Annotated in this window: 24 protein-coding genes and 1 pseudogene; 14 read left to right on the forward strand and 11 right to left on the reverse strand. The window is 41.1% G+C overall.

Going from position 1 to position 26,109, the window contains the following annotated elements:
• Positions 1-998: 998 nt before the first annotated feature.
• From V7K40_RS26770 to V7K40_RS26785, 4 genes are all read right to left on the reverse strand, one after another.
• Positions 999-1,673 (reverse strand): DUF305 domain-containing protein, encoded by a 675-nt coding sequence (locus tag V7K40_RS26770; RefSeq protein ID WP_334965132.1) that lies wholly within the window; start codon positions 1,671-1,673, stop codon positions 999-1,001.
• Positions 1,674-1,764: 91 nt separating this feature from the next.
• A complete protein-coding gene (locus tag V7K40_RS26775; protein ID WP_334965134.1) occupies positions 1,765-3,996 on the reverse strand; it encodes a dynamin family protein in 2,232 nt (743 codons plus the stop codon).
• A 377-nt stretch (positions 3,997-4,373) separates the two neighbouring features.
• Positions 4,374-6,452 carry a dynamin family protein gene (locus V7K40_RS26780; RefSeq protein WP_334965136.1) on the reverse strand — a complete coding sequence of 693 codons (2,079 nt, stop codon included), beginning with the start codon at positions 6,450-6,452 and terminating at the stop codon, positions 4,374-4,376.
• Between the two features lie 16 nt (positions 6,453-6,468).
• Positions 6,469-6,789 (reverse strand): DUF3040 domain-containing protein, encoded by a 321-nt coding sequence (locus V7K40_RS26785; RefSeq protein WP_334965138.1) that lies wholly within the window; start codon positions 6,787-6,789, stop codon positions 6,469-6,471.
• 201 nt (positions 6,790-6,990) lie between these two features.
• Here V7K40_RS26785 and V7K40_RS26790 point away from each other — a divergent pair.
• The 4 genes and pseudogenes from V7K40_RS26790 to V7K40_RS26805 form a co-directional block, all read left to right on the forward strand.
• Positions 6,991-7,092 (forward strand): annotated as a pseudogene (locus tag V7K40_RS26790) (Uma2 family endonuclease); the annotation flags it as partial.
• Positions 7,093-7,447: 355 nt separating this feature from the next.
• Positions 7,448-8,422, forward strand: a complete 975-nt coding sequence (locus V7K40_RS26795; protein WP_273767418.1) for a cysteine synthase A — start codon at positions 7,448-7,450, stop codon at positions 8,420-8,422.
• Positions 8,423-8,577: 155 nt separating this feature from the next.
• Entirely contained in the window at positions 8,578-8,910 is a 333-nt protein-coding gene (locus V7K40_RS26800) for a (2Fe-2S) ferredoxin domain-containing protein (RefSeq protein WP_334965140.1), read from the forward strand.
• A 54-nt stretch (positions 8,911-8,964) separates the two neighbouring features.
• A complete protein-coding gene (locus V7K40_RS26805; RefSeq protein WP_334965142.1) occupies positions 8,965-9,999 on the forward strand; it encodes a DUF5331 domain-containing protein in 1,035 nt (344 codons plus the stop codon).
• Between the two features lie 5 nt (positions 10,000-10,004).
• Here V7K40_RS26805 and V7K40_RS26810 read toward each other — a convergent pair whose 3' ends face one another.
• Positions 10,005-11,000 carry a folate-binding protein gene (locus V7K40_RS26810; protein WP_334965143.1) on the reverse strand — a complete coding sequence of 332 codons (996 nt, stop codon included), beginning with the start codon at positions 10,998-11,000 and terminating at the stop codon, positions 10,005-10,007.
• Positions 11,001-11,310: 310 nt separating this feature from the next.
• Between V7K40_RS26810 and V7K40_RS26815 the strand changes: the two genes are divergently transcribed.
• Positions 11,311-11,709 (forward strand): TIR domain-containing protein, encoded by a 399-nt coding sequence (locus V7K40_RS26815; RefSeq protein WP_334965145.1) that lies wholly within the window; start codon positions 11,311-11,313, stop codon positions 11,707-11,709.
• 254 nt (positions 11,710-11,963) lie between these two features.
• Positions 11,964-12,803: a DNA/RNA non-specific endonuclease gene (locus tag V7K40_RS26820; protein WP_334965147.1), complete on the forward strand. Its 840-nt coding sequence runs from the start codon at positions 11,964-11,966 to the stop codon at positions 12,801-12,803.
• Between the two features lie 80 nt (positions 12,804-12,883).
• Here V7K40_RS26820 and V7K40_RS26825 read toward each other — a convergent pair whose 3' ends face one another.
• A complete protein-coding gene (locus V7K40_RS26825; RefSeq protein WP_334965149.1) occupies positions 12,884-13,276 on the reverse strand; it encodes a nuclease A inhibitor family protein in 393 nt (130 codons plus the stop codon).
• A gap of 324 nt (positions 13,277-13,600) precedes the next feature.
• Between V7K40_RS26825 and V7K40_RS26830 the strand changes: the two genes are divergently transcribed.
• Together V7K40_RS26830 and V7K40_RS26835 are read left to right on the forward strand one after the other, a co-directional pair.
• The gene (locus V7K40_RS26830; protein ID WP_334965390.1) at positions 13,601-13,699 is read left to right on the forward strand and encodes a hypothetical protein; all 99 of its coding nucleotides are present in this window, start codon (positions 13,601-13,603) and stop codon (positions 13,697-13,699) included.
• A 329-nt stretch (positions 13,700-14,028) separates the two neighbouring features.
• Positions 14,029-14,178: an HNH endonuclease gene (locus V7K40_RS26835; RefSeq protein WP_334965392.1), complete on the forward strand. Its 150-nt coding sequence runs from the start codon at positions 14,029-14,031 to the stop codon at positions 14,176-14,178.
• 45 nt (positions 14,179-14,223) lie between these two features.
• On the opposite strand, the gene V7K40_RS26840 is transcribed toward V7K40_RS26835, so the two are convergent.
• Positions 14,224-14,700 (reverse strand): hypothetical protein, encoded by a 477-nt coding sequence (locus V7K40_RS26840; RefSeq protein WP_334965151.1) that lies wholly within the window; start codon positions 14,698-14,700, stop codon positions 14,224-14,226.
• A gap of 80 nt (positions 14,701-14,780) precedes the next feature.
• Positions 14,781-16,061, reverse strand: coding sequence for a proton extrusion protein PcxA (locus V7K40_RS26845; protein ID WP_334965153.1), 1,281 nt, complete (start codon positions 16,059-16,061; stop codon positions 14,781-14,783).
• A 607-nt stretch (positions 16,062-16,668) separates the two neighbouring features.
• Between V7K40_RS26845 and V7K40_RS26850 the strand changes: the two genes are divergently transcribed.
• The 3 genes from V7K40_RS26850 to V7K40_RS26860 all read left to right on the forward strand — a co-directional run bounded on the left by V7K40_RS26850 (position 16,669) and on the right by V7K40_RS26860 (position 18,981).
• Complete coding sequence (locus tag V7K40_RS26850; RefSeq protein WP_334965155.1) at positions 16,669-17,856, forward strand: glycosyltransferase; 1,188 nt, start codon at positions 16,669-16,671, stop codon at positions 17,854-17,856.
• Positions 17,857-18,175: 319 nt separating this feature from the next.
• Entirely contained in the window at positions 18,176-18,634 is a 459-nt protein-coding gene (locus tag V7K40_RS26855; RefSeq protein ID WP_334965157.1) for a DUF3592 domain-containing protein, read from the forward strand.
• 176 nt (positions 18,635-18,810) lie between these two features.
• Positions 18,811-18,981: a hypothetical protein gene (locus V7K40_RS26860; protein ID WP_334965159.1), complete on the forward strand. Its 171-nt coding sequence runs from the start codon at positions 18,811-18,813 to the stop codon at positions 18,979-18,981.
• Between the two features lie 84 nt (positions 18,982-19,065).
• Here the strand turns inward: V7K40_RS26860 and V7K40_RS26865 are convergent, their stop codons facing one another.
• A complete protein-coding gene (locus tag V7K40_RS26865; protein WP_334965161.1) occupies positions 19,066-20,232 on the reverse strand; it encodes a pyridoxal phosphate-dependent aminotransferase in 1,167 nt (388 codons plus the stop codon).
• A gap of 179 nt (positions 20,233-20,411) precedes the next feature.
• Between V7K40_RS26865 and V7K40_RS26870 the strand changes: the two genes are divergently transcribed.
• Positions 20,412-21,080, forward strand: coding sequence for a ribonuclease (locus tag V7K40_RS26870; RefSeq protein ID WP_334965163.1), 669 nt, complete (start codon positions 20,412-20,414; stop codon positions 21,078-21,080).
• Between the two features lie 73 nt (positions 21,081-21,153).
• Here V7K40_RS26870 and V7K40_RS26875 read toward each other — a convergent pair whose 3' ends face one another.
• The gene (locus tag V7K40_RS26875) at positions 21,154-22,236 is read right to left on the reverse strand and encodes a class I fructose-bisphosphate aldolase (RefSeq protein ID WP_334965165.1); all 1,083 of its coding nucleotides are present in this window, start codon (positions 22,234-22,236) and stop codon (positions 21,154-21,156) included.
• A gap of 348 nt (positions 22,237-22,584) precedes the next feature.
• Between V7K40_RS26875 and V7K40_RS26880 the strand changes: the two genes are divergently transcribed.
• Positions 22,585-22,899 carry a hypothetical protein gene (locus V7K40_RS26880; RefSeq protein WP_334965167.1) on the forward strand — a complete coding sequence of 105 codons (315 nt, stop codon included), beginning with the start codon at positions 22,585-22,587 and terminating at the stop codon, positions 22,897-22,899.
• A gap of 133 nt (positions 22,900-23,032) precedes the next feature.
• Positions 23,033-23,509: a hypothetical protein gene (locus tag V7K40_RS26885; RefSeq protein WP_334965169.1), complete on the forward strand. Its 477-nt coding sequence runs from the start codon at positions 23,033-23,035 to the stop codon at positions 23,507-23,509.
• On the opposite strand, the gene V7K40_RS26890 is transcribed toward V7K40_RS26885, so the two are convergent.
• Entirely contained in the window at positions 23,444-25,927 is a 2,484-nt protein-coding gene (locus V7K40_RS26890) for an AAA family ATPase (protein WP_334965171.1), read from the reverse strand. The two genes, V7K40_RS26885 and V7K40_RS26890, sit on opposite strands and share 66 nt — an antisense overlap.
• Positions 25,928-26,109: the final 182 nt, after the last annotated feature.

A 26,109-nucleotide genomic window follows, 5' to 3' on the forward strand; every position in this document is an offset into this window, starting at 1 on the left:
GTCAAGTCAAGAACACTATGGTAAAGACACTACAGAGGCTAGAATCGTGTTGAAGGTGGAACGAGTAACAAATTCTGGTCGTGGTCATAGCTGATCTTTGTGCGATTTATATCAAACAAGCTTAAAACTTGCAACTCAATTGCTGTTCTGTGTTTGTATGAATTCAATATATAGAATTGTCACTGCCCTGTCGTCTACTTAAAGTTAATACTTTTATTTCATACAGCGATTGATCAATCAGTTCATATAATAAAATCGACTCTAACTTTAGTTAGATTTGAATTCCAACTAAAGTTAGTAGACCTAGCTAAAAGTTTTGCGAACGCTGTAGAACATTGATTGCCTGATGGACTGGCTCAGGGATCAAGAACGAGGGAGCGACGACAATTACATCAAATTCCCGGTTAATCGGCTGCGGCGATCGCAAATCATAAGGAAGGAACTCTGCGAATTCGGCAAATTTCGGGTCGATGTCTAGAAGCGTTACCCAACGCCCTCGTCAAGACCATTCGGCTGCAAGCCGAAGCATACAAAGGCAACAGGGATTCGCATATACATTCAACGCGCACACGAGCGCCCAAGCGGTTTGTTATGTGAAGAAAATCTGGCTCAACATGAAGTCAGGAGGCACGAACTGGTCGATGGGGTCTACTTTAGACTCAAACCAGGGCTGACCAGGCCCTCAACAATTTACGCCTAGTTATTCAACCCTTCATATTCTTTAATTTACTTAAACCCTAGCTGAAGGTTTTCCCAATTTCGCATTTATTGATTGGCTTTTTAACACTAATTGCATTAATGAATCGAATGCAGGGCGCTGTTCCAGACTCCTCATATTCCGAGGATTTTTATTTTCCTCTGCTTAGAGTGATGGAAGAGCGCTATAGCAATCCGCTTTGATTTCTGAAATTATTTACGTAGGCGAGGAACAGGGAACAGAGGAGAAGTAATAAAGGTGTGTACTGAGTTTTTTTCAAAAATCAAATAGGAGTTCTATATCACTGATTATACCAAGTTTTTCGCCACTGCTGCATTTGCTTAATCTCTGTATTTTGTGCGTTGATAATTTCTTGGCCTAATTGCTTAATTTCAGGGCGCTTAGACTTACTTAAGACATCTTTTGCCATTGTTACAGCCCCTTCATGGTGAGGAATCATCGCATTGATAAAGCGCAGATCAAATTCAGCATCAGCTGCACCTAAGTCCTGACTCATCATCATGGCTTTCGTTTGGTCAGACGACATCTCCATCATGTGACCCATTTGACTGTCATAAGCCATTGGTTTATCTCCCGCCTTGGGATACCAAGCTTGTCGCCACTGCTTCATCTGAGTGATTTCTTGGTTTTGCGATTTGATGATATTGTCTGCTAGCTTTTTGATTTCAGGGCGTTTTGATTTCTGCTGCGCTTCTTTAGCCATTTCCACAGCCCCTTGATGGTGCGGTATCATAGCATCGATAAACCGTAAATCCAAATTAGCATCGGCTGGGCCTAAATCCATTGCCATGCTGTGATTCATCTGCTTGTCGCTAGCATTGGTAGCAGTTGCGTTTGGGGCTTGGCTTTCGTTCTGGGAAGCAGTATTGGTACAGGCTGTGATTAACCCACCGGCTGATGCGATCGCAGTCAAGGTTAACGCCAAAAAGCCATTCTTCAAAGATAGCAGTTGCATAAGTCTCACCTAAACAGTTTCCTAATTTTAATCAAATTAGGATCAAATCTAAAGATCCCCGACTTTTCAAATAAGTCGGGGATCTGGTTGTTCATTTCTCATTCAAAATTGTGTAAGCTTCATTAACTAAGTGCATTTTCTCTTGTGCTTGTTTTAGCAGTTGCGGCTGATTCACAAACAAATCGGGATGCCATTTCTTTACTAAAGTTCGATAAGCCTGCTTTACCTCAGCCTGAGAAGCATTTGCTTGCAATCCTAAAATGTCGTAGGCGTGAGTAATCTTATCTGTTTGGGCTTGGTTGGGTGTTTTGTTGCTTTGAGTTGTATTTTGCTGTTTGCTAGTTTGAGAACCAGGCGATGTCTGACGACAAGCCTTAGGGCTACGCATCTCTGCTTTCATTCGCGCTATTTCCTCATTGAGTTCCCAATCACGAAATTTCGCCTCTAATTCTTCTGGACGTGGAGAAGGAGAAGCTTTTGGCCGTGGTGGAGAAACAAATTCTACCCTTGTCCCAGTATACTTAGCAGTATTTTCATCTTGTTGCTTAATATCAGGATCTTTTTGTGAGAAAGTTTTAATTCTCTCTGGCTGTGGCGAATATTTTCTATTGATATTTGTGGATTTTGGTATTTCTTTATAAGGTTGATGATTTGAGAGAATTTTGACTTTTTCTAACTCTTGTAGCAACTGATTAAAACCGTTTTGTAACTGCTGCAAAGTTTCACGCTTATTAGTTATCTCTAATGGTTCTTGACTGAGTTGAAAAAAAATTATTTCTTCGGCTTTCTGCTCATATTTAGTCAAAATTGATAACCCTTGAGCGCTGAAGCAAGATAAATAATCTTCAATTGCAGTTATACAAAGTTTAGCAACTTCTTGATGATAAGATTCTTTTACTAATTGTTCGTCTTGTTTTTGGATGTTTTTATTTAACAAATAAGAAATACTCCCAACGACAGCAGCACCCACCGGGCCGCCTAACAACCAACCAATACCACCACCAACAGCGATAGCACCAGGTTCACTCAAATCATCAGTATTGCTTGACTTTGAGGGTAGTATTAGTTGTGGTTCACTAGGAAAGGGAATTAATAAATCTTGCGGTTGTTCTTCGTGGAAAAATTCATAAGCTTGATAAAGCCATTTTACCGCAGCCAATTGCAATTGAGTCAGGTCTTTTTTAAGAGTATTTGTTTGCCAAAATTTAAAGTTATTTTCTGCTAATGCAACTGCCGCTTCAGCTTGATATTTTGTAAGTAGGTTGGATAATGCTAGCCAATCTCGTAACTCTCCCACACTAATAGCAAAACCTTTATAAATTAAGTTGGCTGCTTTTTCTTTAATTTCAATTTTAGTATTTTGTTTATCATCAAAGGATTTTATTTCAATAGCAATATGGTCAATTTTAGCTTTTAATGAGAGTTGGATTTGAGAAGCGATCGCTTGCACTCTTGGCAAACGCACACTACCACGATTTGGTTGCAAAATCCCCACAATATTTTGCAAAGCTGTTTCAAAAGCTACTAAACCGCTACTATTGGCAGCAGCAACATCGCCTTTTAATCTGGCTCTTAAGGCAGGTAAAGCATCGACGCGATATAAATTACTAAAACCTGGAGGTAATTCGGCTCGAAAGCTTTCCGCAACAAACACCAGGCGATTTTGGACTTGTTTTCGCTCGTCGGGTTCGAGTAAGTTAATAAAATTAGCAACAAATATAACTGTTTTAATACCGCGATCTAATAGCCAATCTCGTAAATTTTCCCGCTCACCCAAAGTCATTAACTTCCGTGCATCTAATAATTGGATGACTAAATCTGCACTTAATAGTTGCTCTTGGACTAAATTATCTTGTTCTTCTCTATCATTTGTTCCTGGTAAATCAAGGAATTCTACACCTGTTTCTAAGAAGGGATGCGGACAAAAAATTTCTACAGATACTACATCTTTTCGCATCTGCCTATTGCCATCAAGAATTGCAAATTCTTGTAAAACTTCTATACCACTGCGATAGATTTCTGTACCATCTACCAACATGATACGAGTTTGCAGATTAGAACCATACTTGACAGTAATTGCTGCGCCTGTGGTGGGAATTAAATCAATTGGTAAAGTGCGATTCCCCAGCATAGCATTCAATAGGGTAGACTTGCCATGATTAAAAGGCCCAAATACCCCAATGCGAAAGCTAGGATCAGCTAAATGATTGCAAATGGTAATTATATCTTGATGCAATTGCGATTTGTGCTCTAAATTCAGTAATGCGGATGCAGATTTGAGAGAATCTGCTAAATCCTTATAACCTTCATACTGTTGTTGCATAGTTCCTCGTTAGTTCCTCGTTCCCAGCTAGAAGCTGGGAATGCATATAGTTGAGGCTCCGCCTCACATTATTATGTTTATGCTATAGCAATCCTAAATAAGTCGTGAAAATCTCCGATTCCTCTCTCTGTGCTCTCTGCGCCTCTGCGGTTAATTTATTTTTACAAATGATTTAGGACTGCTATAGGCATAATTAAACATACGATAAAATCCTAGTTCGTAGTGAGCGAATCATCGCTCATAGCAAAGTTTATCATGACTCAAACCCTTACTACAAACTTTAATTTATTTACGTTTAGCTACTTATGGTTATGGGAGGCGGAGCCTCCCAGTAGGCATTCCCAGCTAGAAGCTAGGAACGAGAGGAATGAAATATATTAGCTATAGAAAGCCAATAAGTTGCTATAAGCTGCCTCAATTTTCTGCAACTGAGCTATTACATTTTCCTGTAAATTTTTTAAACGTTTGAACTCACTCTCACGATTTATCTCGCGGGTTTCTTTCTGCTTGACTAGATTATCTAATTCAGATTTGCGAGATACAATATCATCGTTAATCCGCTTACTCACTTCTCTTTCGTAAGAGTCAAAGCACTCTTTCACGGCATTGTATACAACTTGAGATTGCTCATATGCCACTTGGGGTAGGTGTTTAACTAACTCTTTTTTAGCAGTTTTAACTAACTCTTTACGCGCTTGATCTGCTTGCAAAAATCCTACCCCCAAACCTAGCAGCGCAAACCCAATAGGCCCAAGAAAAATACCTGTCACTGCGGTAATTATCCCGCCAACGCCAATTACAGTGAAGTAGTTTAACAAGATATTTTTCCAATCAAATCCAGCCCCGGCTAGTGCGAAACCAGCAAGATTTCCGTTAGATAGTGATAACAATCCCATTGCCCATTTTGCCCAGCCAGGAGAGTTATCATCTTCAGTAGTAGTGGTATTTACTTTAACGTCTTGTCCGGTGAGCTTTTCTGTAATTTGATCTGTGACTTGACTGTAAGATGCGCCATATTGTGCAGCGCTACGAGAAAGTTCTCTAAAAGCTGCATTGATATCTTTTTCAGCAGTTAATGTCCAAGCAGCAGATTTATCAGTTATATATTGCTCAAAAGCTTTTTGCAGTGCGGTGTTAAATGCTTCTCGTTTACCACTACTGAGAAAATCAAACAAATTTAATTCTGGCTGATAGCGTAAGAAATCGGTTTCAAAGGTATTACCTAAGTTTAAAACGTAGCTACGAAAAGATTCCGAAATTGTTCTTGCTTGAGTGTCTCTTGTATTGATAATTTCTTTTTGGAATTCATCTCGGATACCTGTGAGTTTGTTAAACTGAGGTTCTACTGAATCGATCCGTTTTTTCAATTCATTTATATCTTGGTCAAGTAATGGTATACGTCTAGCAACTGCTTCGCGGGTATGATTGCAGGCAAGTCTTGCTAAGGTTCTGACTTGACGGAGTTCTGCGATCGCCCGTTCTCTGGTAAGAAAAGTATTAAGCGAATCCATAAATTTCGGAAACCCAGTCCCCTCTAAATCAGCTTGGGGATTTTTCAACCGTCGTCTGAGTGCTTGAATTGACGAAAGCTCAAATACGCGTTCGTCATAAATATTCTGACCTTCTACAGTACAATATTGTGCTAAATTCGCGTTAAATACTTGCCGCAATCTTTCCTCAGATCCTTTTAACTCCTCTACATCATCAGGATCAATCAATGATTCCCGCACCTGATCCCAAGCATTAACTAAAAAGAAAACCGTCAATCCTCGACCTTTGATATAATTTTCTAGGTAGCGACGCTCACCCAAGGTACAAGGTTGAGAAGCTCTCATCACAAACAAAATTGCATGGCAATTATTTACATAACTTAAAGATAATTCGTTTCGCGCTTCTGTATCATTCAATCCTGGACTATCGACAATTTCAATTCCCTTTTCTAGTAGCGTTAAGGGATACTCAACTACTGCATAATCAACATCTGGAAATGCTTGTTTTTTCTCCTGCTCTAGTTTTTTAGCTTCAGTTGGATCAATGGTATATTTATATTTAAAGTTATGAAAATCTAGCTGTTGTGGACTTTTTCCATCATTAAAATAAATGGTGACTTTCTTTTCTGGCCCATAGCGTAAAACTGTTAACACTGCGGTACAAGGGTTAACATCGCTCGGTAGTAAATTTTCTCCAATTAAGGCGTTAAGAAAGGTGCTTTTTCCCCGTTTCATATCGCCCAAAACTAAAAGGCGAAATACACATTGACGGAGGTTTTTACTAGCTACTGTAATATCTTCAATATCTCGCTCTAAACTGAGTTTTCCTGATGAAGAGTCTCCAGCCAACTCAGGTTTATTAATTGTTTCAGCCAGTTTACTCAAACACACAGAAATCTCAGAGCGCACTTGAGCAACACGCTCTAAATCTTGGATAAATCTGTCAGTTGTTACCTGCTCAATCATAATAGTTACACCTTTATTAAAGATTGGTTATTTTAGATTCAAAAAATAATTTGTAAGACACCCACCCTAGCGCTGCAACAACAATAAACCCAGCCACCAGTGAGGCTATTTTCACTGCAACCAGCCCTACCACACCAAGAGCAAACAGCTTCCCAGCGAAAATCACTTTTTTCATCCAAGGTTCCTGGGAATTTTCTGGCTGATGCTTCACAGTTTCATCCAAAGCTGCATCGGGAGCATGCATTTTAGCTTCCATTTCTTGGAGCCGCAAATCAACTTCTCGTTGTATACGTTGCCGGTGTTCAAGTTCTTTTTGGCGATCGCTTTCAGATGTCATCGGTGTCCACCCCATTTAAGACAATGAAATGATATCAGCATTTACTCATCAATCATGCTGTATAGTAACTCACCTAAGTATTTACAATCCCCAGTAAAATTACTATTTTAATTTTCATTGCCTGGTAAACTTAAGCTAGAGTTAGATCCCCCAAAATGCACTTGCTTTCCGGAAATTTGTGGCGAAAACGAATATTACCAAATTTATCGTCTTAGTGTGCCAGAGGAATGTTTAGAAAATCCCGCGACTGTCAGCGGTGAATTGGTATTACCTGGGTTTGTTTTGAATATGAGTAAAGTTTAGTAATGTCAAAATAATATTTGTGAATGTGAATAGCTATTACACACAGAGGCGATCGCTCCTCACCAAGCTTCGTTCTAAATTTGAGTAAGATGTAGTAGCAATTTTGCACAACAAACCGCTACACTGCTACGTACTTGCTTTGAAAATAGAAATAGGCGATGCCTTCTCTGTATTCGCGTAACGTGTTGCAGACAGAGGCTTCTCTAAAGAGACGCTAGGCGTAGCTTGCTTGTATTGTAGGAGTACGCCAACGGCAACCCGAAGGTGTATGCATTACATTTAGGTAAAGAAGCTGTAAATCATGCCACCGCTATAAGCCAAAATTTTTATAGATACTCACACAGGTACAGTCAAAATGGATATTAAAAATGGCTTCGTCGGTGCTGTTGGTAATACACCTCTGATTCGCTTAAACAGCTTCAGCGAAGAAACAGGATGTGAAATCCTTGGTAAAGCAGAATTCCTCAATCCTGGCGGTTCCGTCAAAGACCGCGCCGCACTTTACATCATCGAAGATGCTGAAGAGAGAGGTTTACTCAAACCCGGTGGCACCGTTGTAGAAGGAACCGCTGGTAATACTGGCATTGGACTAGCACATATTTGCAACGCCAAAGGCTACAAATGCCTAATTATTATTCCCGATACTCAGTCACAAGAAAAAATAGACGCACTAACAGCACTAGGAGCAGAAGTCCGTCCCATCCCCGCTGTACCCTACAAAGACCCGAACAACTACGTCAAGCTATCTGGCAGAGTCGCTGCTGAGTTAGAAAATGCCATTTGGGCGAATCAGTTTGATAACTTAGCCAACCGCCGCGCCCACTACGAAACCACAGGGCCGGAAATTTGGACGCAGACAGATGGTAAAATTGATGCATGGACGGCTGCAACTGGTACTGGTGGTACTTTTGCTGGTGTGGCATTGTATTTGAAAGAACAAAATCCGGTGATTAAATGCGTTGTTGCCGATCCGCTGGGTAGTGGACTTTATAGCTATATCAAAACCGGCGAAATTAACATAGAAGGAAATTCCATCACCGAAGGCATTGGTAATGGTCGTGTCACAGCCAATATGGAAGGCGCACCTGCTGATGATGCTATCCAAATCGATGACAAAGAAGCTTTGCGGGTAGTTTACCAACTGCTGAGGAAAGATGGGCTGTTAATGGGCGGTTCAACAGGTATTAATGTTGGTGCAGCTGTTGCTCTAGCGAAGCAGTTGGGGCCAGGACATACCATTGTCACCATCCTATGTGATAGTGGTTCCCGGTATCAGTCGCGGATATTCAACCCGGAATGGCTAGCCTCAAAAGGACTTTCAATAGATTAGTTATGGGGCATTGGGGAGCCAGCGCTGTGGGCGGGTTTCCCGACTTGAGGCGACTGGCGTCATGGGGCATTGGGCATTGGAAAAAGACCCTGAGAAAGTTCTCCCTCATCTCCCCCTCCTCTGTGTTTTGTGCGTCTGGAGCGGTTCCTTAAAAAATGTCAAATATAAATCAACCATCAAACTTCCCGATCATAGACCAACCCTCTTCTGCTAAATGTGTGCAGGTTTGTCAAAATCGCACCTGCAAAAAGCAAGGTGCCCTCAAGGTTTTAGCAGCTTTTATGGCTTTGCCAATCCCTGGTGTAACGGTAACGCCTAGCAGCTGTTTGGGACAATGTGGCAATGGGCCGATGGTGTTGATATTACCCGATATGGTCTGGTATAGCGGCGTTCAACCCGATGAAGTATCTCTACTGATAGAAAATCATTTGCTAGGTGGTCAAAGAGTCGAACAGATGCTCTATTATCGGTTTCATCCCCGCAAATAAAATTAATTAACAATATCAAGGTCTGTAATCTTATTGACTGAAGTGAGGCATCCAATGAATATCCAGCAGCTGCGTCAATCCTTAAAACAAAAGTGGCTGATTTACTACGAGCAAAATATTCCCTGGCTGGTCAAAATCCGAATTTGGGCGACTTACGATGGTCTGCGGCGTCCTTTGTCCGGTTTTATTTTGGCAACACTGTCTGTTTTGGAACCCCAGTTTGATGAAATACTTTCTTTTATGCTGGATCTAAATAACGATCCAGATAAAATAGTTGCCGCTTTAGGTCTTAACTTCAATCCTGATCAAGAGTTACGTTTAATAAAATCAGAAGATTCTAAGGCTACCAGCCAAGTTGAAAGCGAGTTGCCACATGAAAAGCATTCAGAGGATCAACATGTGTCATTGGTTGTAACTGCCAGCCAGATTGCGCCTCATTCTCCTGCCAAGACTCTAGACTTCAACTTGCCACGCGCCGATCAACTTGTGCCATCATTTACAGCTAACACTGAGGTAGTTCACACAGGCAAACCTGAGTTAATAGCTGCATTTGCTACTAAAATTGCTCCAGATACTCCAGTAAAAACGCCATCCTCTAGTTTCCTAAGCGAATATCAACCAGCGCGATCGCACTCTGGTAAATTATCTTCAGAAGCATCGTTGACAATGACCAGTGAGGTTAACAGCAAAGCCAAAACTATGCCATCTGTGGCATTAGCTACCGAGGTTAAGAGCAACGACAAAACAGTGCGTAGCAGCAAAGCAGCTTGTAGTCAGACATCGCCCAAGGGGTGGCTCCCTGTAGGCGCATTGCTGGCAACTACCATTGAGATTTGTAGTAACCGCAAACCTGTGCGTAGCAGCAAAGCAGCTTGTCGTCAGACATCGCCCAAGGGGCAGTTCCCTTCAGGAGCATCGCTAGCAATTACTACCGAGGCTAAGAGCAACGGCAAACATCCGAATATCCAACCACAACACCTTAAAAGGAAAGTTAATTTAATACCAACTAGTAATGCCCGTAGTCTAGCTTCTTGGGTAGATGAATTCTGCTACGGCGCTCGGGATAAAGAGAAAGATATTTTGATTTGAATTGCTTATGGGTATTCCTGAGAAACAAACGGGATTTCTACTACTTCACCTTCAGTTTCTCCCACTTTGACTTTCAAGCCCACGCCACCAGCTTTAGTGCGAATGTAACCTAGTCCAAAATAACCATCAGCAGTTTCTGTGTAACTGGTAAGTTTGCCGACCTTTTCATCTCCAACTGCGATCGCACTTCCAACTGACACCGGGGCACTAAGGCGGATACCTAAAAGGTGTTGTTTTACACCTTTATATGTGTTTAACCGAGCGATGGTTTCTTGCCCAATATAGCAACCTTTATTAAAAGAAATTGTTTGCCACAAACCAACCTCCAGAGGATTGTAATCATCTGTGAGTTCAGCATCTGGGGCGGGGCGGCCTTGTAAGATTCGCAAGGCATCCCAGGCGCGATCGCTCATCTCTACCGCCCCAGCTTCTAACAATTTGTTCCACACCGAAGATTTATCAGTATAGGGGAAAGTTAAGGTGTATCCGGGAGCCGCTAACCCACTACCCACAGCAATCCGCACTCCCTCGGCAGAAGCAATCGTATATACTTTGTGACTACCGTAAGCTTGCCCGATGAGTTCACTAATACCCAACTTTTCTAAAACAGCGTCACTTCCTGGGCCAATCAGACTAAAGGTGTTGGTGTATTGTGTGATATCAGATAATTCCACCTTATCGGCAAAGAAAATATATTTATCCAGCCATTCCATGAGAAACTGGCGGCGATTGGGTGAGACCAGCAGGATTACTGCATTTTCTCTAACGTAGGCGGTTGCTAAATCAATTGTCCTGGCTGTGGAAGTGACAAAAACCGTATCACAACCTTGTCCTGGCTTAAGTATTTGGAAATTGTTAGTACTTTGGTTGTGTAAGAAATTGAGGCGATCATCGCCAGACACTTTGATGCGTCCCCAGCCAGAGCGATCGCATATAGCAACCCCAACTCTGGCGGCTTGGATAGCTGCTGCGTCTTTACTATCGATTGTAGATGTTGACATGGTGATCAGAAGTTGCCCTGTTTCAATGTTGTTGCACTGAAAATCTTAGCAAATAAGCGTTTGCAGCTTCAATGCACATCCTTAGTACAACTAAGGTAGTGAGCTAAGGCATCAATCATCACTTTTGTGTTTGTCATGCCATTCTGCTTGGCATAACTCATTGCCTCTGTTCAAGCTCTGGCGGAATTCTGATACTAAATTGAGATGAGGTCATACTGTAAATTCCACTGCATAATCTTAGTATAGCAGTGTCATTTTTGTACAACATAAAAAAATACGTTTTTTTATGTTGTACTGCAAATTACTAATTATGATCAAAAAATACGATGTTGTATTGTCTTTTGCAAGTGAAAATCGAGAATATGTTCGAGCAGTTGCAATTAATCTTCAAGCTGCTAGTATCAAAGTTTTCTATGACGAATTTGAACAGGTTAATCTTTGGGGCAAGAACTTGTATGTTCATTTAGATGAAATTTATCGTAATGAAGCACACTTTTGTGTCATGTTTATTTATAAACATTATTTAAGGAAAACTTGGACTAATCACGAAAGAAAAAGCGCTCAGGCTCGTGCATTCAAAAGAGAAGAAGATTATCTTTTACCTGCCAATGATGATACAGAAATTCCAGGGCTTCTTCCAACAATTGGTTATATTAATTTAAAAAAATTACACCTGACAAATTTGGACAGATTATTCAGAAGCTTATAAATGCAAACTTAAATACTTTAACTTCTACTAAGAATGTATCCAAAGCTAGTGTTATAGCAGATAGTATCGAAACACCGAATATTGATAAACCCAAGCCTGACCAAAAAACTATTATCGCACGTAACAACTCATTAAATGATGCTAAAAAACAAAAATCAAAAACCAAAAGTGTAAATTTTACTCTTGAAGGAATTAGTCAATTATCTAACGATAAACCGATAGTTTATAAAATTTTAACTAAAGGAAGCAAAAATATGAAAAAAATCAATATTTTCAAATTTCTACTGTCATTTATGGCGGTAGTTTTGTTTATAATTGGGTTGACACTGATAATACTAGCCCAGTCATCAGTAAGTGTTCACCTAACTCTTGGCAACCCCAGTAACGCTGGAACTTCCAGCTTAAATAACTACTTGCTGGTAAAACCACAGTATGTAATTAGTTACAACTGCGGAATAGGTAGACCAAATTGGGTGTCTTGGCAGTTGAATAATAGTTGGTTAGGTAGCACACCAAGGCAAGATACTTTTCGGGCTGATACAACACTTCCTTTTGGGTGCTATCAAGTTCAATCTACCGATTTTAGCGGAAGTGGCTTTGATCGTGGTCACATGATACCTAGTGGCGACAGAACTAGTAGTGTTACCAATAATTCTGCCACTTTTTTGATGAGCAACATGATTGCTCAAGCCCCAGATAACAATCAGGGGATTTGGGCAAACCTGGAAGATTATGCCAGAACTCTAGTAGGACAGGGTAAAGAACTCTACATCATCTCTGGTGGATATGGGATGGGCGGTACCGGATCTAACGGAAGGTTCTATACAGTAGCTAATGGACGGGTTCAAGTCCCGAATAGAACTTGGAAAATTATTGTTGTACTAAATACTCTAGGTTCAGGCATTGCTGGCGTGACAACCAGCACCAGAGTAATTAGTGTAAATATTCCCAATACTCAAGGGGTGCGAACAGCGAATTGGAGAAACTATCGGGTTAGCGTTGACTCATTAGAATCCCTAACTGGATACAATTTTCTCTCAGAAGTTTCAACATCTATTCAGTCTGTAATAGAAGCGCAAGTTGATAATTTATAAGTTTGGATAATTTCAAAAACGAGAAAGCCTAGCCGCAAAGATGGCTAGGCTTTTATTTAGATAAATTTCCAAACTGCTTACTAGGTTTCAACCAGTTTTGTTACTACTCCAGCTAAGTCACCATTTTTAGTTTGTCCTATGATGTAAGTGTCAATATTTATTTGTCCAACCCGATAAACGTTGATGTCACTAAGATTATCTTTAAGTGTCTGGACAAGTGTTTGAAATTTTTGAACATCTTTTTTCTGTAATTCATTGTGCCACTCTTGCTCAAATGCACAATTACGAAAGAGATAGTCCAAATCTACTACTTCTATTGGCAGGTCTTGAGAACCTGTTAACTGTAATATTTTTTCCTGTGTTGCAGGTGCAGCACCTTCCCACTGAACAACCTCGAAAGGGTAATCCGACTCGCTCATCATTAACAAGCCAGTACTAGCTTCCTTCAGTTTTTCAACAATCTCGCCGCTCATAGTTATCAGTTTTTAGCAACGCTCATACTGTATCATTCAGCTAGCAGCAAGGTAGGAAGCCGAAAGAGATACTATTGTATTTCCAGTGCAAGGAAGCAACGCCGGAGCGATCGCAGCTTACTAGCAAATATAGTGTGATGTATACACTACATAGAATTGAAATTGTGTCAAGTAAAATTCGCGCTTCGCTGACCCTGCATCAAGACTAATCGCCTGACTCATTCTCCACTGTTCAATAGCTTTCAAATCTGTAGCCCTTATCCTGCATAGCTTAGAGCTTTTATTAGTGCCATTCCGGTATTAATCAAAGACCTTAACCTCATAATCAGGGGATGGACTTCTTACTTTTCAAACTCCGACGCTAAAACAGTGGGAAATCTCGCAAAACAAGACCACCTCACATACTTGAAACTTCGACGATGAGCAAAACGCTAATGTAAAACGGCAAAAGCCGATTCAGATAAATACTGGACATCTATAAGCGACGAAAACTGGGTATTCGCAACCAGAGAAGGGAAAGCGAACCCCCTTCGGTTACTCAAACATAGCTCGTTTTTTTGCAGTAGCACTTATGTAAAAGTTAAAGGCGATAAAAGCCCCTACGATAGCGACACAGTTTATTGGAGTACAAGACTAGGGACACATCCTGAGATGCTCAATCGTAAGGCTAAGTTGCTTTTAAGCAGCAAAAGGGTAAATGTCCGTGGTGCGGATTAATTTTCCAAAATTGGGATGTTTTAGAAGTAGACCACATCACCCCCAGAGTTTTATACAGCAAGGATGAATACAAAAATCTGCAACTATTGCATCGGCATTGTCACGACGAAAAGACCACATTTGACCTAAAAGAAATACGGAATAAAGGCCACTCAAAATTCTTAGAGAGACTCTCTCAATTTTAGGAAAAATGCGAAGCAGTGAGTGTATATGTCACCACTTGCGACTTTTCATTTTCGCCGCTTTGGCATAGGACGCATCGCTTCACGTCCCAACATAAACATCCCCGTAACACCCAAACTGACAAACCAAACATATTGATACCAATATCGCTGAATCTGTTCAACCATTCTGAGTTCTGGACGCAAGGTGTTTAAGTACAGCAGCAGCACTAATATCAGCAGCGCCCCAAAACCAACAAAGCTTAAGCCAACATGAATTCGTGCAGGTCGCAGTTCAAAATCACTAATACTGTCTAGGTCAATTTTTGCCAGTTCCTTAAAGGAGTCATCTGCCAAAGATGAGGTTGCTTGGAATCTATTACTTAGTTTTGGTGGCAAAATCGGCGACAGTGTTGCTACGGTTGGGCGACGTAGCAAAGCCTCAGTATCTCGCAACAATTCCAATGGCTTACGAGTAGTAGTTGGTTGAGCAAACTCTATGTTATCTGTGGGAGTTGGGACATTGGCTTTGCTTTCAAAATCCATAGTACGCTTTGGAAGAACCAGGATATACATAGCCTAGCGAATCATAAGACAAATGCGTCAAAATAATTATAAATTATGAATTACTCGTCCATCTCTTTTAATGTAGCTAATGCTGACGGAGATAAGCGACTCAGATAGCGGAATATCCAGTATTTAAAGATAGTGTTTAAAATCACTGGAAATGTAGCAATAAAGAAAAATATTGCATTTCTACTGGCTGGCAAACCTAAATGTTCTGCAAATCCTTCAAGAAGAACCTCCCACCCATCTGGTGAGTGAAATCCTACGAATATGTCTGTAAACAAAATAATTAAAAAAGCTTTAGCACTATCGCTGAGACCATAGACAATGGTATCCATAAAAGACTTCACAATCATAATTTCTTTTTTGCTGAAAGCGATGATTATGCTAAAAGAAATTAGTGATATTAAATCTGCAAAAACATTACCAATAGCGCTACTACTTTGGATATGAGATTTTTCAGCTATTTCGATTGCTTTGTCTTTGATTTTTTCTGTTATTACCTCTGAAGAAAGTGGTGGCGCTTGATTAAGTAAATGTTCAAATTTCAATGCTTGCTCAAAATTATGTAATTCATGGAGAGCTTCTTTCTGTATATCATAATTAAGGAAAGTTTGAATTTGATCTCCTCTAATCTTTTCTAATAGGGGAACTACTAAGAATTGCTTAGAAAAATGCTGAGTTAAAAACGGTACAATAATTAGAACTAATAAAAATCTCAGAGCAGTTTTTGTCCGATTTCGAGAACTTCGGTAACTTCTAATAAATTCTTCTTCTGCCTGTGGGGAGAATCCCGCTTTAATTCTGTTAACTGTTTTGCCAAAAGACCTTGGAATTGCCCCAGTTTTTTGAGATGGAAGTAGAGCTTGAATACTATTGATATTAGATGAGTCTGGCTGTTTGTTGATTTCGCTCTGGTTAACTTGTAGTGGTTGAGAAGTTGATTCTAACGCACTGTTGCTAATTAGTTCATCTTTAATAGCGTACTTCTCTACAACTTCATCAATAACCTTCAACTTTTCTAATAAAACAGAATTAGAGATATTGACAATTCCCCGACTAAGCCGGAACTCTGCAAGCCTGATTTTGATAATAGTTAAATTCTTCTCAAGGTATCCTTGCCAGTAAGACATCACATTCTCAGTATAATTTACTGATTCTGATGATATTTTTTTGTTACCAAAATGTTCGATTTCGATGTTTTTAATTCTCTGGGCTGCTTGTTGAGCTTCTAAGAGCGACCTTTCTGGTGTATTGAAAAACCAATACTGAAGCGATCGCAAATATTCTTTGAGATTTTGGCGAAATAAATTTGCTGTTTTGGTGAATGAATTTTTCATAATCTATATGACTATTTATATAATCTGTATTATAGTTATACAAGCATGACAAATGGGTAATATCTAGTTTAAAATATTATTAACTATTAGCCCAGACATATTAGATAAATCTACTATTTTGAGTGTACACCTATTAGAGGATTAGGTACAGGTAAGGGGTGATTTTCTCTGATTTTAAATCGACCCGTATCGGCATCGTCAGCAAAGACTTCTCCACTCTCAATTTCATAAATCCAGGCGTGAAGGGTAAATTGACCTCTATGGAGTCTAGAGCAAATGAGGTATGTAGATGATGTGTCAATAATCTGACACTGATGAGAATTACACTTTACAGCTTGATTAGAAGGCTTTGTAGCGACTCACCCTGTTAAGATTTTTTAGCCTTATTTAGAAAAATTGTCAAAGAACTAAAATAGATATATCTTGAGTTAGTTTCAGTAAACTTGTCTAACAAGTAGAACTTGAGCATTTTTGATGGGAAATAAAATATCCTTATCCTGTTCTTTGTTAAAAACTCGCCATATGATTATCTGATGCTATATCGGCACAAAATAAAAGTTGGTGACTACAGCAAGCAAAAAATCTGAACCCAGAATTTATTGGCAATATGAAACTCAGTCTGTGCATGATTGTGAAAAACGAATCAGCAACACTACCTAAATGCCTGAACAGTGTCAGAAAAGTGGTGGATGAAATGGTAGTCTTGGATACAGGTTCAATTGATCGCACTCCCAATATTGCCCAACAACTCGGTGCAAAAGTCTATCATTTTAAATGGTGTAATGACTTCAGTGCTGCCCGTAATGCAGCTCTAAAATATGTCACTGGTGATTGGATTCTGGTATTAGATGCTGATGAAACTCTGACACCAGCAATTTTACCGCAATTGCGGGAGGCGATCGCAAGAGACGAATACCTGCTCCTCAACCTCCTCCGCCATGAAGTTGGTGCAGAACAATCTCCTTATTCTCTGGTTTCCAGGCTATTCCGCAATCATCCAGATATTCATTTTGACCGTCCTTACCATGCCCTAGTAGATGATAGTGTGTCAGCAATTTTAACCAAAGAACCCCATTGGCAAGTAGGATATTTACCAGGGGTGGCACTTTTACACGTAGGATATCAAAAAAGTGCGATCGCTCAAAATAACAAATATGCCAAAGCAGCTACGGCGATGGAAGGGTTTCTCGCGACTCATCCTGATGACCCTTATGTTTGCAGTAAATTAGGGGCATTGTATGTGCAAACTGGGAAAATTTCCCCAGGTATGGAGTTGCTTAGACGAGGAATCACCGCTGCTGAAGATAACTACGATATTTTATATGAACTCCACTATCATTTAGGCATTGCCTACAGTCGGTTGCAAAAATCTCCACAGGCAATTTATCACTATAAAGCTGCAATCAAATTGCCAATTTACCCCATGCTCAAATTAGGAGCATACAACAACTTGGGTAACTTACTCAAAGCAGCAGGTGATTTCGATGGTGCGAAAACTGCTTACGCCACAACTTTGAAAATTGACCCAACTTTTGTTGTTGGACATTATAATTTAGCGATGATATTTAAGGCTTTGGGTTTATTTACAGATGCGATCGCACATTATCAAAATGCAATCGAGTTAAATCCCAACTATGCCGAAGCGTATCAAAATTTAGGGGTAGTGTTGCTCAAAGTTGGCAATCATCAAGATAGTTTAACAGCTTTTAGAAAAGCGATCGCCCTTCATGAAAGGTATAATCCCGAAGAGGCAAAGAGACTAAGCCAGGGGTTGCGGGAGATGGAGTTAATGTAGATGTCAGGGGCATTGGGCAATCACTGAGAAAAAGCAGTCCTGAAATTAGTGGCAACATTATTCGCAACAGATGACCTCTCTTCACCTCTGTTACCAAATTTTGTTTGCACTATGGCGCGGTTGTTTGTGTGAATGCGGGGAACTTGAAAAACTTTAAGCTGGGAACACAAAACATGAGATTGGGAATGCCCAACTTCAGATTTGGGTATAGTCTCAAGACTTGCCTCCCCTAGTTTTCCCCGATTGTTATCTAATCTAAAAATATTAACCTAAAAGTTGAAATCAAAACTTTTGGCGACATCGAACTTTTCAACATTTTATGAATGAAGATACAAACTTCTCTCGTATATTTGGTTCAATATTCGGCGGTGTTGGCAGCATAATTGCCGTCACGGGCATAATTATTGGACTGAATACTCGTTCCTTTGTGACCTCGGCAATACCTGCACAAGGGACAATAATCGATTTGGTGCAACGTTCATCAACTGATAGTGAGGGTCGTTCTTCTTATGTCTACCATCCAGTGGTAAAATTTACTGCCCGTTCTGGTGAATCAACGGTTTTTGAAGCGGATACAGGCACCAACCCACCAGAATTTACTAAAGGTCAGCAGGTAGAAATATTATACAGTCCTCAAAAGCCAGATTCTGCCAGGATCAACTCTTGGCTAAGTTTATGGTTTTTACCTATTATGTTTACTAGTTTAGGATCAATTTTTGCCTTGGTTGGAGGAATTGTACTAGTTAGGTCGTTTCGACGTTTGATAAGTTCTAAATAAAAGTATGCTGTAGAATGTGTAGAATTCGTTTGGTTTAAGTATTGAGAGACGGTGAGGTTCAGTCATGAGAAAATCCGCAGTTATGATATTGAAATTATTTTTATTCGTTTTATTGGAACGCATTACTTGAGGTTTGGAACTCGGAACTTCAACTTCGGAACTCGAAACTTCAGCCTTTGAACTCGGAACTTCAACTTCGGAACTCGGAACTTCAACCTCGGAACTCGGAACTTCAACTTCGGAACTCGGAACTTCAACCTCGGAACTCGAAACTTCAACCTCGGAACTCGGCACTTCAGCCTTGGAACTCGGAACTTCAAGCTTGGAACTTGGAACTTCAGGTTTGAAAATGAATTCCACCTGTTCTAAGTCGAAAAGGTGGAGTTAAGAAGTTGGAGAGTTGGTAAATTCTCCTCATAAATGACAACTAACTAAATACGCGACTTGACAAATTTCTCTAATCTATCCATTCCCTTCTCAATCGTCGCCATATCTGTGGCGTAGGAAAGGCGAATGTTGTCATCAGCGCCAAAAGCAATTCCGGGAATGACTGCAACTTGATGTTCTTCCAGCAAGGCGTCACAAAATTCTAGAGATTTTAGACCGGTTTTGCTGATATCAGGGAACAGATAAAAAGCGCCATCTGGTGAGGCAGTACTCAATCCAGGAATAGCGTTGAGTCTGTCTAACATGACTTGTCGCCGTTTGGCGAAGGCTTGGCGCATTTCTTCGACACAATCTTGATCACTTTCCAAAGCTGCGATCGCACCATATTGGGCAAAGGTACACACGTTAGATGTACTATGTCCTTGAATGGTACTCGCTGCTTTAATAATTTCCACTGGCCCCGCTAAATAGCCGATACGCCACCCAGTCATGGAATAAGCCTTCGCAAACCCATTACTGATCAAACTGCGGTCAAAAATTTCCTTCCCTAGAGAACCGATGCTGACATGTTCTGCACCGTCGTAGAGAATTTTTTCGTAAATCTCATCAGAGACGACAAAGATATCTGCATCAACTACTACCTGCGCCAGTGCTTTGATTTCATCTAGCGTGTAAACCATCCCTGTAGGATTAGATGGAGAGTTGAGGATAAATAACTTCGTCTTCGGCGTGATTGCTTTACGGAGTTGTTCGGGAGTAATTTTATAACCCGTCGTGGCATCTGTGGGCACAATCACCGAAACTCCACCAACTAAAGTCACCATTTCGGGATAACTTAGCCAGTAGGGTGCAGGGATAATTACCTCATCACCTGGATCGATTAGCGCCACTATTAAGTTGTACAAAGAATGCTTACCGCCATTGGTGACAATCACATTCTCTGATTTGTAATCAAGACCGTTATCAGTTTTAAGCTTGTGGGCGATCGCTTCCCTTAACTTTGGTTCTCCAGCTACTGCACCGTATTTGGTTTTACCTTCTTCCAAAGCTTTGACTGCTGCGGCTTTAATATGCGCTGGGGTATCAAAATCTGGTTCTCCGGCGCTAAAACTACAAACATCTATTCCTTCTACCTTCAGTGCCTTAGCCTTGGCTGCGATCGCTAAGGTTAATGAAGGTGTTACCTGACTTACTCTTGCTGCCAGCTTCATTCTTACTATTTTTGGCAAATCTTTCACTTATCTAAGGATATCCCAGAATCCCTACCAAGATTTGCTTTTTCTAGATTCGTTGGGGACTGGGGAAGAATTCCTGACCCTTGATTCTTGATCCTTGACTCTTAAGAATGTATTGCATATAACTTTAATTTTAGGGAAAACTAACTGTTTATATGCAGATTAAGAAACTTTTGATTGCATCTTCTCTGTTAATTACTGGTCTTTTCATACCTAATGCTGCCATTGCTCAAAATCGCGGTACTCCGGGTCAATTCGATTTTTATGTACTGACACTCTCTTGGTCGCCGGATTATTGTGCAGCAAACGGCACCCGTGACCCGCAGCAGTGTGGTTCTGGAAAGAAACTTGGTTTTGTACTACATGGTTTGTGGCCACAGTACCAAAGTGGTTATCCTGCTAATTGTTCCACGCAAAAATTACCGTCGGAAGTAAAGCGGCGGTTTCCTAATTTGTTTCCTAGCCCTAAACTTCTCGATCATGAATGGGAAAAACATGGTACTTGTTCTGGGAAAACTCCTGCGGAATATTTGGCATTTAGTAAAAAATTAAAAGATGCGATCGCTATTCCCGCAGCTTATAATCGTCCTAATAAACCTTTGCGTACCACAACTACAAATTTTAAAAATTCATTTGTGAGTGCGAATAATCAAATTACTGCTGATGGTATAGCACCTTTTTGTTCTGGTTCGGGAAGATTTTTGCAAGAAGTCTTTTTTTGTTATTCCAAAAACGGGGAACCTGGTATTTGTAGCGCGGAGATTTTGAAGCGATCGCAAAAAAGTTGTGGTCAACCAGATTTCTTAGTGAGAAACGTTAGATAAAAATGGGAATTGGGGAAAGAATTCTTATAAATCATGTACAGACGCGATTAATCGCGTCTCTACTCCCTACTCTTTAAGCTATCGTCACATCTGGCGATAGGTAAACATCCTGAATGCTATGAAACAGTTTTACACCTTCCTCAAAGGGACGTTGGAAGGTCTTTCGCCCAGAAATTAATCCCGAACCACCAGCGCGTTTGTTGATCGTGGCGGTGCGAATTGCTTCGGCGAAATCATTTTTACCAGTCGCGCCACCAGAATTAATCAACCCTACACGCCCAGAGTAACAATTTAGTACTTGGTAACGAGCTAAATCAATTGGGTGATCGGTTGTCAATTCTGTGTAAACCCGCTCATCGGTTTTCCCGTAACTCTTACCAGTAGCTTTGGCAATTGCACCATAACCATTATTATTTTCGGGTAACTTTTGTTTGATGATGTCGGCTTCAATCGTCACACCCAAATGATTCGCTTGTCCGGTAAGGTCAGCAGCAAGGTGGTAATCTTTGTCTTGTTTAAAAGCGTTATTCCGCAGATAGCACCAGAGAATTGTGACCAAACCGAGTTCATGGGCGCGTTTAAAAGCTTTGCTGATTTCTTGAATTTGTCTAGTAGACTGCTCTGAACCAAAGTAAATTGTCGCACCGACGGCGGTGGCCCCTAAATTCCAAGCTTGTTCGACATCAGCAAACAATATCTGGTCAAATTGATTAGGGAAAGTCAGCAATTCGTTGTGATTGATTTTGGCAATAAAGGGAATTTTGTGGGCATATTTGCGCGAAACTATACCTAATGTCCCCAAAGTGGTAGCAACAGCATTGCAACCTGCGGCGATCGCTAGCTTGACAATATTTTCTGGATCAAAGTAAATCGGATTGGGTGCAAAAGACGCACCCGCCGAGTGTTCAATCCCTTGGTCTACTGGTAAAATCGAGAGATAACCTGTGTTTGCCAGACGACCAGTAAAATAAAGTAACTGGAGATTACGCAATACTTGAGGATTGCGATCGCTGTTGAGCCAGATTCGATCTACGAAGTCTGGACCCGGCAAATGTATTAAATCACGAGAAACCTTTGCTTTGTAGGTAAGCAGTTCTTCAGCCTCTTTACCTAGCAATGACTCAATAGAATTAGCCTCTTTAAGCGTTGTAGTCATAGCGTTTTCCTCAAAAATTTAGCAAATGACCTTTGCCTTTAAGATAGCATTTTTAATACTCTTAGCCTGGTTAAGCTTGCATTCACTAAATGTATATTCCTTTTGATATAAAAGTCTTAAATCATTCTTTAAAAATTGATAAAATCAATGATTATCTGAGATATAACCATGATTTAAGGCAAGATACACAAATAAAAAATCGTGCTTTTGAGGATTTTGGTGAATTGCAGACTTATAATTTGATATATTTCAATTTTGATACTCATCATCTGACAACAACAAGGTCGGTAAGTAATATCCGCAAATCCACATTGTGTTAATAATCGTTAAAAGAACAAATACAATTCTATGAGTAAGTTTCAAATCGATATCGATTTCAGCAAAATAGATTTAGCTTCCCTTGAGACAGAAGAAGATTTTCAAAGAGAGGCAAAAACATTACTACCAAAGGTACTGGTCAAACTAGGTGAAAGTGTCGGTGAAAAGACTTGGGAAGAATTACAGCAAAAGCTGCAAGCATCTGGAGGTAAATTTAAATCTTCTCCAAGCGAGAAACGTAAGTTTATGCAAGAAACAGGAAGAACTTATCAACGAAATGCCAGTAACAGAGAAAAACAAGAACTAGAAGAATATATAGTAGAGCAATTACGCCAGCACAAGTAATAAAGATCCACCTAAGCCTGATCTACGTATATTCTAACTCCTATGTTTAGCAGTAATTTTAGTGGGGTGCGTTAGCCCTTGGCGTAACGCACCACTTTACTAACTTATAGTATTCAAAATCATTGTAGTCCTTATGCCTTTAATACTCGTGAACGAGTATTTAAACTCCGTCAACGAGTCTTTGATACTCGTGAACGAGTATTTAAACTCCGTCAACGAGTGTTTGATACTCGTGAACGAGTATCTGAACTCCGTCAACGAGTCTTTAATACTCGTGAACGAGTCTTTGAACTCCGTCAACGAGTCTTTGATACTCGTGAACGAGTCTTTGAACTCCGTCAGCGAGTCTTTGATACTCGTGAACGAGTCTTTGAACTCCGTCAACGAGTCTTTAATACTCGTGAACGAGTCTTTGAACTCCGTCAACGAGTCTTTGGTAAGTACTCGGACAAAAATATTTACAGTCATTGCGAGCAAAGCGAAGCAATCACAAGGGCTGGGATTGCTTCGCTTTGCTCGCAATGACATATTTACCGGACATGATTCAAACAAACCAGCGACGAATCAACTCTACCTGGAAGCCATAGCCATCGTCAACTTCCTCAATTAACTCCCGTTGCAACAGCAAGCTGAAAGTAATATTAGCATCGGGGAACTCTTGTAATAAAGTTTGACGGCTAACTATAGCCCCTTCCCCTTGAGCAGCGATAAAACGTAGAATAGCTTGTCCAGTTGCATCAACTTGGTTGTTTTGAATGTTAGCAAAGAAAAGGCTTCCACTTTGCAAAGCTTCTGGTATTGCTGCTTCCACATCCGCTAAAATTGCCAATCGGCGGATAGAGGGGTCTTGTTCGTTCTTAAGGACAATAATTTCCGCGCACAGTAGTTGTACCAAGAACGGGTGACAGCGCGTGAGTTGTAGCACTCGCTCAACGGCGTTCGGTTCATAGCGGAGGGTAAAATCTTTGACGGGACGTTCAATTAATTGTCGTGCTTCCGCTTCTTTGAGGTAGGAGATATGCACTACTTGGACATTAATCAGATAACTCGCCCAGCGCTGATATTCTTCGATACTATGAGAGCCAGCCAGTAACACCTTGAAGCGAGGACGATGTTGGATGAGGTGACGCAGCATACCCAAAATATCATGTTCATCAAAGCGACCTCTGGCTATGGCGTTGTCTAGCACCTCGAATTCATCTAGCGCTAGTAAGGCGGTATTTTGTTCTAGAGCCTCTTCTACTTCATCTAGCCATTCATCGAAATAAGTGAAGGGGTCAGATTTTAACACTTCGCGGGTTAGGGACGGTAGAGTTAAACCTTGCTTTTTCGCTGACTTCTCCATATCTCTAGCCAAGTTGTAGAGAAAACCTGCATGGTCACTAGCTGATGAAGGTGCGCCTTGCAAGTCTACAAACATGGGGATGATGTTACTAGGTAGTAACTTTCCGATGTTGTTGAGGAGGGAAGTTTTACCCATGCGTCGTTGACCGTATAGTAGCAGAGGTGGACGACGGCGATCGCGCAGTAGTTGCTCTATGCGTAAGCCGATGCTGGTGCGTCCGGTGAAAATTTCTAGTTGCTCGTTGAGCGGTACGCCAAAAATGTAGGGATTATCAATTTCTTGGCGGAGTTCTGTGATTTTAACCAGTTCATCTATATGACTGGTGATTACATTAAGCCAACTTTGAGCAATAGGATAGAAGCGGGAAGAGTATTCGTTTTGACTGCTGCTAATTTCCTGCAAGTTAGTATCTAAACGCTCTGCAACAGCACTAAGTATTTGACTCTGGCTGTAAAAACTTCTCTGGTTCAGGGCAACATCTACATCCTCGCTGATGTCACTGAAAATGTTTAGCAGAGTGCTAACTGGGCTATCTAGTTCGCCCAATATCAGATTGTCATGAGCCTGACGGATAGCTTCAAGTTCTGTATAACGTTCTAAAATGCGTGCATCCAGTTCAATTTGGGCTGCTTGAACTGCCCAGCGTTGGGGACTAGTACTCAGGTATTCCAGGGCAGCTTTTCCTTCGACTGGGTTATGTTCAATTACGAAGAGGAGATGCTTGTCTAAACCAGGCAAATGTAAACGTTGCCACTCATCCCAGAAAGCAGAGTGAAAGCGAAATAAACAAGGGCTTTTAGCATTATGCCTTTGATCTAATCTATAAAGCAGATAATTCCAGACAGTGAGAAATAGAAAGGATAAAATAGGCCACCAGGAGTTAATAGTGAATCCTACGCCTAACCACAGTCCGAACATCGCCACGCCGCCGAACATCGCCACGCCGCCGAACATCGCCACGCCGCCGAACATCGCCACGCCGCCGAACATCGCCACACCGAACACCATGTCTCCCGCCACGCCAAATACCGCCACGCCTACCACCACGCCTACCACTATAGCGAATACCACGCCTACCACTACAGCGAATCCCACGCCGAATCCTACACCGAATCCCGCCACACCTACCACTACAGCGAATCCCATGCCGAATCCCACCATCTCTGGCACCACGGCTACGCCTACCACCACGCCGAACCCCACGCCGAATCCTCCTGTCACGCCGAATCCCGCCACGCCCAATACCACGCCCAATACCACGCCCAATACTACGCCGAACGCCACGCCGAATCCCGCCACGCCTAATACCACGCCGAATCCCACGCCCAATATTATGAATATTACCACGTAAGCAAGTATAATTGCGGTTGTTTCACCAGTTGTGGTTGTTTCACCTAACATCCACGCCACCAAGCCCAGCACTAAGCCAGCCAAGATAGGTAAAATAAAGTATCCCTGGATGAACAGCCGCCACAAAGCAAGGTTCCGCCATCGCCCTTGTCTCAACAAGATAATTAGAGAGGAGTCAGAGTCTAAAGCAGGGTCAATACGCTCAAGGTGGTTACGCCAAGCTGAAGGGCGGAAGACAAGCCAGAAAAACAATTGCAGGCTACCAAGTATTAAGTTGGGGTGCTGTTGGGGTGCATTGGTGTAGGCGTTGGGGGGGAGTTGTAGTGAGGTCAACTTTTCTGGACTCCTATTTAATACTCCATATCATTGCGGTTGCTTCGCTTCGCTCGCAATGACATACTCTGTCATTGCGATTGCAGCGCTAGCGGAATGAAGCAATCGCAAAGGCTAGGATTGCTGTGCTTTACCTTGGCGCGATCGCAATGACAAACTATTTGTTAATATGTCATTGCGAA

Source organism: Nostoc sp. (genome assembly GCF_036917195.1).
Classification (GTDB): Bacteria; Cyanobacteriota; Cyanobacteriia; order Cyanobacteriales; family Nostocaceae; genus Nostoc.

Coding starts and splice junctions, on each gene's coding strand:
- V7K40_RS26770 (WP_334965132.1), bottom strand. CDS start 1,673: ATGCAACTGCTATCTTTGAAGAATGGCTTTTTGGCGTTAACCTTGACT.
- V7K40_RS26775 (WP_334965134.1), bottom strand. CDS start 3,996: ATGCAACAACAGTATGAAGGTTATAAGGATTTAGCAGATTCTCTCAAA.
- V7K40_RS26780 (WP_334965136.1), bottom strand. CDS start 6,452: ATGATTGAGCAGGTAACAACTGACAGATTTATCCAAGATTTAGAGCGT.
- V7K40_RS26785 (WP_334965138.1), bottom strand. CDS start 6,789: ATGACATCTGAAAGCGATCGCCAAAAAGAACTTGAACACCGGCAACGT.
- V7K40_RS26795 (WP_273767418.1), top strand. CDS start 7,448: ATGGATATTAAAAATGGCTTCGTCGGTGCTGTTGGTAATACACCTCTG.
- V7K40_RS26800 (WP_334965140.1), top strand. CDS start 8,578: ATGTCAAATATAAATCAACCATCAAACTTCCCGATCATAGACCAACCC.
- V7K40_RS26805 (WP_334965142.1), top strand. CDS start 8,965: ATGAATATCCAGCAGCTGCGTCAATCCTTAAAACAAAAGTGGCTGATT.
- V7K40_RS26810 (WP_334965143.1), bottom strand. CDS start 11,000: ATGTCAACATCTACAATCGATAGTAAAGACGCAGCAGCTATCCAAGCC.
- V7K40_RS26815 (WP_334965145.1), top strand. CDS start 11,311: ATGATCAAAAAATACGATGTTGTATTGTCTTTTGCAAGTGAAAATCGA.
- V7K40_RS26820 (WP_334965147.1), top strand. CDS start 11,964: ATGAAAAAAATCAATATTTTCAAATTTCTACTGTCATTTATGGCGGTA.
- V7K40_RS26825 (WP_334965149.1), bottom strand. CDS start 13,276: ATGAGCGGCGAGATTGTTGAAAAACTGAAGGAAGCTAGTACTGGCTTG.
- V7K40_RS26840 (WP_334965151.1), bottom strand. CDS start 14,700: ATGGATTTTGAAAGCAAAGCCAATGTCCCAACTCCCACAGATAACATA.
- V7K40_RS26845 (WP_334965153.1), bottom strand. CDS start 16,061: ATGAAAAATTCATTCACCAAAACAGCAAATTTATTTCGCCAAAATCTC.
- V7K40_RS26850 (WP_334965155.1), top strand. CDS start 16,669: ATGAAACTCAGTCTGTGCATGATTGTGAAAAACGAATCAGCAACACTA.
- V7K40_RS26855 (WP_334965157.1), top strand. CDS start 18,176: ATGAATGAAGATACAAACTTCTCTCGTATATTTGGTTCAATATTCGGC.
- V7K40_RS26865 (WP_334965161.1), bottom strand. CDS start 20,232: ATGAAGCTGGCAGCAAGAGTAAGTCAGGTAACACCTTCATTAACCTTA.
- V7K40_RS26870 (WP_334965163.1), top strand. CDS start 20,412: ATGCAGATTAAGAAACTTTTGATTGCATCTTCTCTGTTAATTACTGGT.
- V7K40_RS26875 (WP_334965165.1), bottom strand. CDS start 22,236: ATGACTACAACGCTTAAAGAGGCTAATTCTATTGAGTCATTGCTAGGT.
- V7K40_RS26880 (WP_334965167.1), top strand. CDS start 22,585: ATGAGTAAGTTTCAAATCGATATCGATTTCAGCAAAATAGATTTAGCT.
- V7K40_RS26885 (WP_334965169.1), top strand. CDS start 23,033: ATGCCTTTAATACTCGTGAACGAGTATTTAAACTCCGTCAACGAGTCT.